This window comes from Mycobacterium sp. E3298 (assembly GCF_001666895.1).
Lineage (GTDB): Bacteria > Actinomycetota > Actinomycetes > Mycobacteriales > Mycobacteriaceae > Mycobacterium.
The window spans coordinates 1-11,542 of record NZ_LZJB01000132.1 but is presented as its reverse complement, the minus strand read 5'-3'; the positions used below and the strand labels follow the sequence as shown (position 1 = coordinate 11,542).

Genomic DNA, 11,542 nt, shown 5'->3' with positions numbered 1-11,542 from the left:
CGAGAGCGTCTTCGAGGACGGCCTGGCCTTCGACGGCTCCTCGATTCGCGGATTCCAGTCCATCCACGAATCCGACATGCTGCTCCTGCCCGACCCCGCGACGGCGCAGATCGACCTGTTCACCGAACACAAGACGCTGAACCTGAACTTCTTCGTGCACGACCCGTTCACGCTCGAGCCCTACTCGCGTGACCCGCGCAACATCGCGCGCAAGGCCGAGAACTACCTGATCAGCACCGGCGTCGCGGACACCGCCTACTTCGGCGCCGAGGCAGAGTTCTACATCTTCGACTCGGTCAGCTTCGACTCACGCACCAACGGCTCCTTCTACGAGGTCGACGCGATCTCGGGCTGGTGGAACACCGGCGAGCCCACCGAGAACGACGGCACCCCCAACCGCGGCTACAAGGTCCGCCCCAAGGGTGGGTACTTCCCGGTCGCCCCCGTCGACCACTACGTCGACCTGCGCGCCCAGATGCTGTCGAACCTGATCAAGGCCGGCTTCAGCCTGGAGAAGGGCCACCACGAGGTGGGCAGCGGCGGGCAGGCCGAGATCAACTACAAGTTCAACACTTTGCTGCACGCCGCCGACGACATGCAGCTGTACAAGTACATCGTCAAGAACACCGCCTGGCAGAACGGCAAGACCGTCACCTTCATGCCCAAGCCGCTGTTCGGTGACAACGGCTCCGGCATGCACACGCACCAGTCGCTGTGGAAGGACGGCAGCCCGCTGATGTACGACGAGACCGGTTACGCCGGCCTGTCGGACACCGCGCGGCACTACATCGGCGGTCTGCTGCACCACGCCCCGTCACTGCTGGCCTTCACCAACCCGACCGTCAACTCCTACAAGCGACTGGTCCCGGGTTATGAGGCGCCGATCAACCTGGTCTACAGCCAGCGCAACCGCTCGGCGTGCGTGCGTATCCCGATCACCGGCAGCAACCCGAAGGCCAAGCGCCTCGAGTTCCGTTGCCCCGACTCGTCGGGCAACCCGTACCTGGCGTTCTCGGCGATGCTGATGGCCGGGCTGGACGGCATCAAGAACAAGATCGAGCCGCAGGCCCCGGTGGACAAGGACCTCTACGAGCTTCCGCCGGAAGAGGCCGCCAACATCCCGCAGGCGCCCACCCAGCTGTCCGCGGTGATCGACCGTCTGGAAGAGGACCACGAATACCTCACCGAGGGCGGCGTTTTCACGCCCGACCTGATCGAGACGTGGATCAGCTTCAAGCGCGAGAACGAGATCCTGCCGGTGCAGATCCGCCCGCACCCCTACGAGTTCGCGCTCTACTACGACGTTTAATCCGCAACCGAAACCACCCGCGTCGGCGACCGCCGCGCGGGTGGTTTCGGTTGTGCGGCTCCCGGGTTAGCGGCCGCCGCGGCGCCCCGGTCCATCGCCGGCGCCCGGACCGTCACCGGCGCCGGGTCCGAATCGCCCTGAGCCGGGCCCCAGGCTGGGACCCGGACCGGCGCTCGGACCCGGCCCGGGGCCGGGGTGGGCCGCCCGACACCAAAAGCCAGCCGCCGCAACGGAAGCGGCTGAGGCCGCAAACCGTGCTCGTCGAAGCCGAAAGTTCAGATTTAAAGCCTTGCGGCCGCAACGTGTGGGGGGCTAGCTTCAAGCGCATGACAATCAGCACCGCACAGACAATGGTCGGAAGCCGCATGGGCGGCGGAGCCGGCGGAGGCCGCTTCGGTGGCGGAGCGGGCGGAGGCTTCGTGGGCGGCGGTGCCGGCGGGGGCTTCGTGGGCGGCGGAGCCGGCGGAGGCTTCGTCGGCGGCGGAGCCGGCGGGGGCCGCTAACCGATCACGATCGACCCGGGGGGCTCGTCGGGTTCGGCGCCGCCACCCAGGTCGAGTTGCATCCACGCGACGTCGTGCCAGCGGCCGTGTTTCCATTCGACGCGGCGATAGAGGCCGGCGTCGCGGAACCCGAACGACCGGTGAAATGCGTTGCTGCCCTCGTTCGGCTGGGTGATGCCGGCAAATGCCTGCCGGTACCCCCGCTCGCCGAGCCGGCGCAGTAGCTCCGCATAGAGTTGGCGGCCCGCACCCGTGCGGTGCCGATCGCGGTCGACGTAGATTCCGGTCTCGACCGACCACCGGAAGCTGGGCAGTCGCCAGAACACATGGCCGTAGGCGAAACCCACGACGCCACCGTCCCGCTCGAGCACCAGCCATTCATGGGCGTCGGCGATGCGGGCGGCCATCTCCCCGACGCTGGGGACCTCGATTTCCCAACTGATGGCCGTGTCCTCGACATACGGCCGGTAGACGCCGAGGCACGCCTCCGCGTCCCGCGCGGACGCCGGACGCACGAGGCCGGTCGGCATGCGGATCATTCTTTCAGGCCGGCAAGGGATTACAAACCGCCCGCCCGAGCTCGCGAGACATAAACCATGGCGCACGTTCACGGCGTGTCTTCGCCGTAGGTTATGTGTCGTGGCGAAGAGGTGGCGAAGAGGCGAAAAGGCCGGGAGGCGAGAACTAGCCGTCGAGCGCGAGGTCCTTGCGGAAGCGCCGCATGCCGTCGATCTTGTCGTCCAACGACGCATCCGGCCCGGCGTAGAACATCCACGGCATGGTGATGATGCCGGTGATGCCGGCGTCGGCGGCCCGCCGGTAGTCGGCGGTCGTGAAGGCGTCGGTCAGCGGCGTCAGGACGGTGAAATCGTCCATCGACAAACCCTTTTCGGCCCGCAGCTCCCGCAGCTTGCCCACCGCCTCGATGGCGCGTTCGGTCTTGATCAGATCGCCGATCCAGCCGTCGTTGCGGGCGGCGCGACGCAGCGCGATGTCACTGAGGCCGCCGACGTACACCGGTATCGGCGGCGGCGTCGGCTCCATTTCCAGCCGCGGTGCGGAAAAGAACGCGCCCTCGAATTCGGTCCAGCCGGGCTGCCACAGCGCCCGCATCAACTCGATGATCTCGTCGGTCCGCTTCCCGCGCGCCTCGAACGGCTCGCCCATCAACGCGAACTCCTCGCGGCACCAGCCGACGCCGATGCCGAGTTCCACCCGGCCCGACGCCAGAACCGCCGCGGTGCCAATGGCTTTGGCCGCCGAATACGGGTTGCGCATCGCGGGGATGTAGACGGTGTTGACGAAGCGCAGCCGCGTGGTGACCTGAGCCAGCGCGCCGACGAGGACCCAGGGATCCGGCCAGTCGGTGAACGGCTGCCAGCGGCGCTCCCCGTCCTTGGTGTAGGGATACGGGGTGTCCAGGGTCTCCAGGTTGACGACGTGGTCGGGGATTCCGATGCCGTCGTAGCCGAGTTCGTCGGCGGCCTTGGCGAGTTCGATGATCTCCCGGGTGTTCAGGAAGGCGCTGCTGATGTAGAACTTCATTCGGCTTCCCGCGCCCACGCCGGCTCGATGAACACGCCCTCGGCCTCGACGGTGACCCCGGCGGCGTCCGAAATCGTGCCGCGCGCAAACACTTTGCGGCCCTCCTTGCCTTCCACCCAGGCGTCGCAACGAAGCGGGCCCAACGGCGTGCCGCGCAGGTACTTCACGGTGATGGTGCCGGTGAAACGCGCCTTGGACAGCCCCTCGCTGGCCGCCTCGCCGAGCAGGTGGTCGAGCACCAGGGCGCTGACGCCGCCGTGCACCAGCTTGGGCGGGCCCTCGTAGGCCGCGCCGAGGACGAACTCGCTCCAGCAACGGCCGCCGCCGTCGTGGTGGATGATCAGGGGCGGGGCGATCGGATTACCCAGGCCGATCGCGGCGTTTCCCAGCGTCAGCGGGCGGCTGCCGTCGACGCGGTAACTCACCCCGGTCGGCCGGGTTTGTTGCCGCAACGACTTGGTGACGGCCTCGATGGTGGAGCGCGCGTCGGCGACGACGTCGTCGTCGGCGGCGGTGTGGATGGTGGCGTCGATGAGCTCCCGGACCGCGTCGGCCAGCGGCGCATACCTGGCCGTCACCCGTTGCGCCTCCGCCGCGCTGAGTACCTCGAATGTGGCGTCCAGCGCGCCGGTCTCCTGACTCAACTCCCAAACACCTTCCGTACCACGGCTTTTGCCCGCCTCGTCACCCGCAGATAGTTGTCCAGGAACTCCCCGCCGTCGTCTGTCGGCCAGCCCGCGGCCACCGCGACCGCATTGAGCTGGCGCCCCGGCCCCGGCAACTGATCGGTGGGCTTGCCGCGGACCAACACCAACGCGTTGCGCGCCCGGGTTGCCGTCAGCCACGCCTGCCGGAGCAGGTCGACCTCCTCGGCGGGCACCAGCTCGGCCGCCGCGATCGCGTCGAGGCATTGCAGCGTCGAGGTGTTGTGCAGCGCGGGAATCTCGTGCGCGTGCCGCAACTGCATCAGCTGCACGGTCCATTCGACGTCGGCCAGTCCCCCGCGGCCCAGCTTGGTGTGCGTGTTCGGGTCCGCGCCGCGCGGCAACCGCTCGGCGTCCACCCGGGCCTTGATGCGGCGGATCTCCCGCACCGCCTCGGCGGACACCCCGTCGGCCGGGTAACGCGTCTTGTCGGCGATCAACAAGAACCGCTGGCCCAGGTCCGCGTCGCCGGCGACCGCGTGCGCCCGCAGCAGGGCCTGGATTTCCCACGGCTGCGCCCACTGCGCGTAGTAGGCGGCATAGGAACCCAGCGTGCGCACCAGCGGACCCTGGCGGCCCTCGGGCCGCAGGTTGGCGTCCACCTCGAGCGGCGGGTCGACGCTGGGCGTGCCCAGCAACGTGCGCACCTGCTCGGCGACCGTCGTCGACCACCGGATCGCCACCGAGTCCTCGACACCGGCCGCCGCCTCGCACACGAACATCACGTCGGCGTCGGACCCGTAGCCCAGCTCGGCGCCGCCCAGCCGGCCCATGCCGATCACCGCTATCGCCGCCGGCGCCCTTCCTTTTTCGGAGCCGTCCTTGGGGAGGTTGGCACGAATGATGGCGTCCAACGCGGCCTGCAGCACGGCGACCCACACCGAGGTGAGCCCCCGGCACACCTCGGTGACCTCGAGGAAACCGAGCAGGTCGGCCGACCCGATGCGGGCCAGTTCGCGCCGGCGCAGCGTGCGGGCGGCGGCGATCGCGCGCACCGCGTCGGGGTGCCGGCCGGCCGAGGCGATCAGCGCCCGGGCCACCGCGGCGGGGTCCGTCTCGAGCAGTTTGGGCCCGGCCGGTCCGTCGCTGTAATCCTGAATCACCCTGGGCGCGCGCATCAATAGGTCCGGCACGTAGGCGGACGTGCCCAGCACGTGCATGAGCCGCTTAGCCACCGCGGGCTTGTCGCGCAGCGTGGACAGGTACCAGGTCTCCGCGGCCAGCGCCTCGGAGAGGCGCCGGTAGGCCAACAGCCCGCCATCGGGGTCGGGGGCGTACGACATCCAGTTCAGCAGCCTGGGCAACAGCACCGACTGCACCCGGCCCCGCCGGCCGCTCTGATTGACCAGCGCCGACATGTGTTTCAGCGCGGTCTGCGGGCCCTCGTAGCCGAGCGCGGCGAGCTGCCGTTCGGCGGCCTCCGAGGTCATGCCGTGACCGATCTCCAGCCCGGCCGGGCCGATCGATTCCAGCAGCGGCTGGTAGAAGAGCTTGGCGTGCAGCTGCGACACGCGCAGGTTCTGGTGGCGCAGCTCCTCGCGCAGCACGCCCGCCGCGTCGTGCCGGCCGTCGGGCCGGATGTGCGCCGCCCGCGCCAGCCAGCGCACCGCCTCCTCGTCGTCGGCATCGGGCAGCAGGTGGGTGCGCTTGAGCCGCTGCAGCTGCAGCCGGTGCTCGAGGAGCCGCAGGAACTCGTAGGAAGCGGTCAGATTCGCCGCGTCCTCGCGCCCGACGTAGCCGCCCTGGCCCAGCGCGGCCAGCGCGTCCACGGTGGACGCCACGTGCAGCGACTCGTCACTGCGGCCGTGCACCAGCTGCAGCAGCTGCACCGCGAACTCCACGTCGCGCAGGCCGCCGCTGCCCAGTTTGATCTCGCGGCCGCGCACGTCGGCGGGCACCAGCTGCTCGACCCGGCGGCGCATCGCCTGCACCTCGACCACGAAATCCTCACGCTCGCAGGCGACCCACACCATCGGCATCAGCGCGCTCAGGTAACGCTCGGCGAGCTCCCGATCACCCACGGCCGCGCGGGCTTTCAGCAACGCCTGGAACTCCCAGGTCTTCGCCCAGCGCTGGTAGTAGGCGATGTGCGATTCGACCGTGCGGACCAGCTCCCCGCTGCGGCCCTCGGGCCGGAGCCCGGCGTCCACCTGGAAGAAGGCCGACGAGGCCACCCGCATCATCTCGCTGGCCAGCCGGGTGGTCACCGCGTCGGCGCGCTCGCCGACGAAGATGACGTCGACGTCGCTGACGTAGTTCAGTTCGCGGGCACCGCATTTGCCCATCGCGATGACCGCCAGCCGTGGCGGCGTCCGGTCGCCGCACACCGTCGCCTCGGCCAGCCGCAGCGCGGCGGCCAGGGCGGCGTCCGCCAGGTCCGACAGCTGGGCGCCCACCACGGCGAACGGCAGCACCGGTTCGTCCTCGACCGTCGCGGCCAGATCGAGCGCGGCCAGGAGCAGCAGGTGGTCGCGGTACAGGGTTTGCAGCCGCGGCACTGCCGACGCGGAGTCGCCCGGCGCCTCGTCGACGCACGCGGTGAACGACGCACACAGCTCCTCGTGCGAGGGCAGTTTCGCCTTGCCGCGCAACAGTTTCCACGACTGCGGGTGCACGGCCAGGTGATCGCCCAGCGTTAGCGAAGAGCCGAGTACCGCGAACAGCCGCCCGCGCAGCGGGCGCTCGGTGAGCAACGCGGCGTTGAGCTCGTCCCAGCCGGTCTCGGGGTTCTCCGCCAGCCGAATCAGGGCCCGCAATGCGGCGTCGGGGTCTGGTGCGCGCGACAGCGACCACAGCAGGTCGACGTGGGCCTGGTCGTCGTGGTCATACCAACCCAGCTGCGTCAGGCGATCGCCCGCTGGAGGATCGACCAGGCCGAGCCGCCCCACGCTGGGCAGCCGGGGGCGCTGCGTCGCGGGTTTGGTCACGACCACGACGGTATCGCAACCCGCCTGCCGCAACGGTGAAAGGCGGGCGACCCGACGAGGCGGGCGCCGTTACAGCGACAGGTAGGTGCTCAGCTCGTAGGGCGTGACGTGGCTGCGGTAGTTGGCCCACTCCCTGCGCTTGTTGCGCAGGAAGAAGTCAAAGACGTGCTCCCCCAACGTTTCCGCCACGAGTTCGGAGGCCTCCATGGCTTTCAGGGCGCTGTCGAGGCTGGTGGGCAGCTCGCGGTAGCCCATCGCGATCCGCTCCTCGGGTGTCAGGTCCCACACGTTGTCCTCGGCCTGCGGGCCCAGCACGTAGCCCTTCTCCACCCCGCGCAGGCCGGCCGCCAGCAGCACGGCGAAGGTCAGGTAGGGGTTGCAGGCCGAGTCGGGACTGCGCACCTCGACGCGGCGCGACGACGTCTTGTGCGGGGTGTACATCGGCACCCGCACCAGTGCGGACCGGTTGGCCGCGCCCCACGACGCCGCGGTGGGCGCCTCGCCCCCGTGCACCAGTCGCTTGTAGGAGTTCACCCACTGGTTCGTCACGGCGCTGATCTCCGAGGCGTGTTCCAGAATCCCGGCGATGAACGACTTGCCCACATCGGACAGCTGCAGCGGGTCGTCGGGGCTGTGGAAGGCGTTGACGTCGCCCTCGAACAGGCTCATGTGGGTGTGCATGGCCGAGCCGGGGTGCTCGGCGAACGGCTTGGGCATGAACGACGCCCGCGCGCCGTTCTCGATGGCGACCTCCTTGATGACGTAGCGGAACGTCATCACGTTGTCGGCCATGGACAGTGCGTCGGCGAACCGCAGGTCGATCTCCTGCTGGCCGGGCGCACCCTCGTGGTGGCTGAATTCCACCGAGATCCCCATGAACTCCAGCGCCTCGATCGCGTGGCGGCGGAAGTTCGACGCCGAGTCGTGCACGGCCTGGTCGAAGTAGCCGGCCGTGTCGACGGGCACGGGCCGCGACCCGTCGTCGGGGCCGGGCTTCAGCAGGAAGAACTCGATCTCGGGGTGGACGTAGCAGGAAAAGCCCAGGTCATTGGCCTTCTGCAGCTGCCGGCGCAGCACGTGCCGCGGGTCGGCCCAGGAGGGCGAGCCGTCGGGCATGGTGATGTCGCAGAACATCCTGGCCGAGTGGTGATGGCCGCCGGAAGCCCACGGCAGCACCTGGAAGGTCGAGGGGTCGGGGTTGGCCACGGTGTCGGATTCCGAGACTCGCGAGAAGCCCTCGATCGAGGAGCCGTCGAACCCGATGCCCTCCTCGAAGGCGCCTTCCAGTTCGGCCGGGGCGATGGCCACCGACTTGAGCGTGCCGAGCACATCCGTGAACCACAGCCGAACAAAGCGGATATCCCGTTCCTCCAGGGTGCGGAGGACGAATTCCTTCTGGCGATCCATAACCGAAACAGTAGGCAACGGCTGTTAATTCTGTGTTACCGACGCGCGATCGGAACAATTGCGAACATTGCAAACATGCTGCTCAGTGCGGTCAGGACTGGCACCGGTAGGCCGGGGGCGGCAGCGTGCCCGCGACGAGGTAGCGCGTGACGGCAGAGTCCACGCACTGGTCGCCGTTGAACACCGCGGTGTGCTGCGTCCCGTCGTAGGTGATCAGCGGCCCGCCCAGCTGGCGCGCCAGGTTGACCCCGGCCTGGTAAGGGGTGGCGGGGTCGTGCGTGGTGGAGACGACGACGACCTTGCCGGGCGCCGCGGGTGAGGCGGCGTGCGGCGTCGACGTGGCCGGCACCGGCCACAGCGCGCACAGGTCGCGGGGCGCGTTCCCGGTGAACTGGCCGTAGCTCAGGAACGGGGCCGCCTGACGGATGCGCTGATCGGCGGACACCCAGCTCGCCGAGTCCTTCGGCGTGGGCGCGTCGACGCACCGGATCGCATTGAAAGCATCCTGATCGTTTGTGTAGTGCCCGCTGCGGTCGCGGCCCTCGTAGTCGTCGGCGAGTAGCAGCAGGTCGCCGGCGTCGGTGCCGCGCTGCAGCCCGAGCAGCCCACTGGTCAGGTACTTCCAGTGCGCCGGGGTGTAAAGCGCGTTGATGGTGCCGGTGGTCGCGTCGGCGTAGCTCAGGCCGCGAGGGTCCGAGGTGCGGCCCGGCTTGGCCACCAGCGGGTCGACCAGCGCGTGGTAGCGGTTGATGAATTGGGCCGGGTCGGTGCCCAGCGGGCAGCCCGCCGAGCGGGCGCAGTCGGCGGCGTAGTCGTTGAAGGCGGTTTGGAATCCCGCCATCTGCTGGACGTTTTCGTCGACCGGGCCGACCGTGGGGTCGATGGCGCCGTCGAGCACCATCGTCCGAACGTGGGCACCGAAGCGCTCCAGGTACGCGGTGCCCAGCTCGGTGCCGTAGCTGTAGCCGAGGTAGTTGATCTGATCGTCGCCCAGCGCCTGGCGGACCATGTCCATGTCGCGCGCCACCGACGCGGTGCCGACGTTGGCCAGAAACCCGGTCCCCATCCGGGAAACACACTGCTGAGCCACCTGTTGGTAGAGCTGTTCGATGTGCGCCACCCCGGCCGGGCTGTAGTCGACCATGGGCTCGCGCCGGTAGGCGTCGAACTCGGCGTCCGTCCGGCAGCGCAGGGCCGGGGTCGAGTGGCCAACGCCCCGCGGGTCGAAGCCGACCAGGTCGAAGTTGCGCCGGATGGGAGAGCTCTCGAGATCCGACGCCATGCCGGCCACCATGTCGACCGCCGACCCGCCGGGGCCGCCCGGGTTGACCAACAGCGAGCCGATCCGCTGGCCGGTCGCCGGGACGCGGATCACCGCCAGGTTGGCTTGTCCCGCACCGGGATTGTCGTAGTCGACCGGGACGGAGACGGTGGTGCACTGCGCGGTGGGGACATCCTTTGTGTCCGTGGCGAATTGACCGCAACTCCCCCAGGTCTGCGGCGTCGCGGCGGACGGCCTGGGTGCCGGGGTCTGCCCCGCACCCGGTTCGGGGGTGGCGCCCGCCACCGGCTGTCCCACCGCGGATTGCCCGACCAACAGCCCGAATGACAGCAGCGCCGAGCTCAAGGTTCTCAGGCGCGACATGGCTGTCATCGTGTCAGCCTCCGGTACCCGAAGCGGCGCGAAACGGTTACGCCTTGGTCTCGTCTGCGCCGCACCGGCGCGTTGGATTGCGCTCGGACTCAGACCCGTACGCGCACTAGCACTTTGCCCCGCTGGGGGGCGTGGCGCCGCCGACCAGATACGCCGTGACGTAGTTGTCGATGCACCCGTCGCCCTGGAACACGACCGTGTGCTGGGTGCCGTCGTAGGTGAGCAGCGAACTGCGCAGCTGGTTGGCCAGATCGACGCCGGCCTTGTACGGGGTCGCCGGGTCGTGGGTGGTCGACACCACCACGGTCGGCGCCAGGCCGGGCGCGGAGATGGTGTGCGGCTTGCTGGTCGGCGGTACCGGCCAGAACGCACAGGTGCCCAGGGGCGCGTCGCCGGTGAACGTGCCGTAGCTCATGAACGGCGCGATCTCCCGCGAGCGCCGGTCTTCGTCAATCACCTTGGCCCGGTCGGTGATCGGCGGCTGATCGACGCAGTTGATGGCGACCCGGGCGTCGGTGGCGTTGGTGTAATGGCCGTGCGCGTCGCGCCGCATGTACATGTCGGCCAGGGCCAGCAGGGTGTCGCCCCGGTGGTTGACCAGTTCGCTCAGCCCGTCGGTCAGGTGATGCCACAACGTCGGCGAGTACAGCGCCATGATGGTGCCGACGATGGCGTCGCTATAGCTCAGTCCCCGTGGGTCGTTCGTCGGCGCCGGCCTGCCGACCATCGGGTTGTTGGGGTCGACGAGCGGGTCGACCAGGCTGTGGTAGACGTCGACGGCTTTGGCCGGGTCGGTGCCCAGCGGGCAGGTCGGTTGCTTCGCGCACTCGGTGGCGTAGTCGTTGAACGCGTCCTGAAATCCTTTGGCCTGCCGCAGGTCCGCCTCGATCGGGTCGGCGTTGGGGTCGACGGCCCCGTCGAGGATCATCGCCCGCACCTTGTCCGGGTACGCCTCGGCGTAGGCCGAGCCGATCCGCGTGCCATAGGAGTAGCCGAGGTAGGTCAGCTTGTCGTCGCCGAGGGCCGCGCGGATCGCGTCCAGATCACGCGCGACGTTGACGGTGCCGATGTTGGCCAGAAAGTTCTTGCCCATCTTGTCGACGCAGCGGCCGACGAATTCTTTGGTCTCGTCCTCGATGTGGGCCACGCCCGCCGGGCTGTAGTCGACGTTGGGCTCGGTGCGCAGCCGGTCGTTGTCGGCGTCGGAGTTGCACCAGACCGCCGGCCGCGACGACCCGACCCCGCGCGGGTCGAAGCCCACCAGGTCGAACCGTTCGCGGACCCGCTTGGGCAGCGACTGCACGACGCCCAGCGCGGCCTCGATGCCGGATTCGCCGGGACCGCCGGGGTTGATCACCAACGAGCCGACCTTGTCCCCGGTGGCGGGGAAGCGAATCATCGCCAGCGTCGCCACGTCACCGTCGAGGTGGTTGTAGTCGACGGGCACGGCCAGCTTGCCGCACAGCGCGCCGGGCGGAATCTTGGCCTTCGGG

Annotated in this window: 8 protein-coding genes; 1 reads left to right on the top strand and 7 read right to left on the bottom strand. The window is 69.3% G+C overall.

Features of this window, described 5'->3' with window-relative positions; all coding sequences use genetic code 11:
• Positions 1 to 1,309: type I glutamate--ammonia ligase (glnA, locus tag A9X05_RS06390; protein ID WP_067780033.1), on the top strand; the 1,309-nt coding region annotated here is incomplete at its 5' end.
• A 499-nt stretch (positions 1,310 to 1,808) separates the two neighbouring features.
• Here glnA and A9X05_RS06385 read toward each other — a convergent pair.
• The 7 genes from A9X05_RS06385 to A9X05_RS06355 form a co-directional block, all read right to left on the bottom strand.
• Entirely contained in the window at positions 1,809 to 2,342 is a 534-nt protein-coding gene (locus A9X05_RS06385) for a GNAT family N-acetyltransferase (RefSeq protein ID WP_067758028.1), read from the bottom strand.
• A 154-nt stretch (positions 2,343 to 2,496) separates the two neighbouring features.
• Positions 2,497 to 3,357 (bottom strand): TIGR03619 family F420-dependent LLM class oxidoreductase, encoded by an 861-nt coding sequence (locus A9X05_RS06380; RefSeq protein WP_067780030.1) that lies wholly within the window; start codon positions 3,355 to 3,357, stop codon positions 2,497 to 2,499.
• Entirely contained in the window at positions 3,354 to 4,001 is a 648-nt protein-coding gene (locus tag A9X05_RS06375; protein ID WP_082950079.1) for a PaaI family thioesterase, read from the bottom strand. The genes A9X05_RS06380 and A9X05_RS06375 overlap by 4 nt, the downstream gene beginning before the upstream one ends.
• Positions 3,998 to 6,994, bottom strand: a complete 2,997-nt coding sequence (locus tag A9X05_RS06370) for a bifunctional [glutamine synthetase] adenylyltransferase/[glutamine synthetase]-adenylyl-L-tyrosine phosphorylase (RefSeq protein ID WP_067780027.1) — start codon at positions 6,992 to 6,994, stop codon at positions 3,998 to 4,000. Before A9X05_RS06370 ends, A9X05_RS06375 begins: the two co-directional genes overlap by 4 nt.
• A 63-nt stretch (positions 6,995 to 7,057) precedes the next feature.
• Positions 7,058 to 8,395: a glutamine synthetase family protein gene (locus tag A9X05_RS06365; RefSeq protein ID WP_067757990.1), complete on the bottom strand. Its 1,338-nt coding sequence runs from the start codon at positions 8,393 to 8,395 to the stop codon at positions 7,058 to 7,060.
• 91 nt (positions 8,396 to 8,486) lie between these two features.
• The gene (locus A9X05_RS06360) at positions 8,487 to 10,049 is read right to left on the bottom strand and encodes an alpha/beta hydrolase (protein WP_156736504.1); all 1,563 of its coding nucleotides are present in this window, start codon (positions 10,047 to 10,049) and stop codon (positions 8,487 to 8,489) included.
• Between the two features lie 106 nt (positions 10,050 to 10,155).
• Positions 10,156 to 11,542, bottom strand: a 1,387-nt coding sequence (locus A9X05_RS06355; RefSeq protein WP_067780020.1) for an alpha/beta hydrolase, incomplete at its 5' end; no start/stop codon positions are given.

Bases quoted from the DNA above. Each gene is read 5' to 3' on its own strand.
- A9X05_RS06385 (WP_067758028.1), bottom strand. From the start codon at position 2,342: ATGCCGACCGGCCTCGTGCGTCCGGCGTCCGCGCGGGACGCGGAGGCG.
- A9X05_RS06380 (WP_067780030.1), bottom strand. From the start codon at position 3,357: ATGAAGTTCTACATCAGCAGCGCCTTCCTGAACACCCGGGAGATCATC.
- A9X05_RS06365 (WP_067757990.1), bottom strand. From the start codon at position 8,395: ATGGATCGCCAGAAGGAATTCGTCCTCCGCACCCTGGAGGAACGGGAT.
- A9X05_RS06360 (WP_156736504.1), bottom strand. From the start codon at position 10,049: ATGACAGCCATGTCGCGCCTGAGAACCTTGAGCTCGGCGCTGCTGTCA.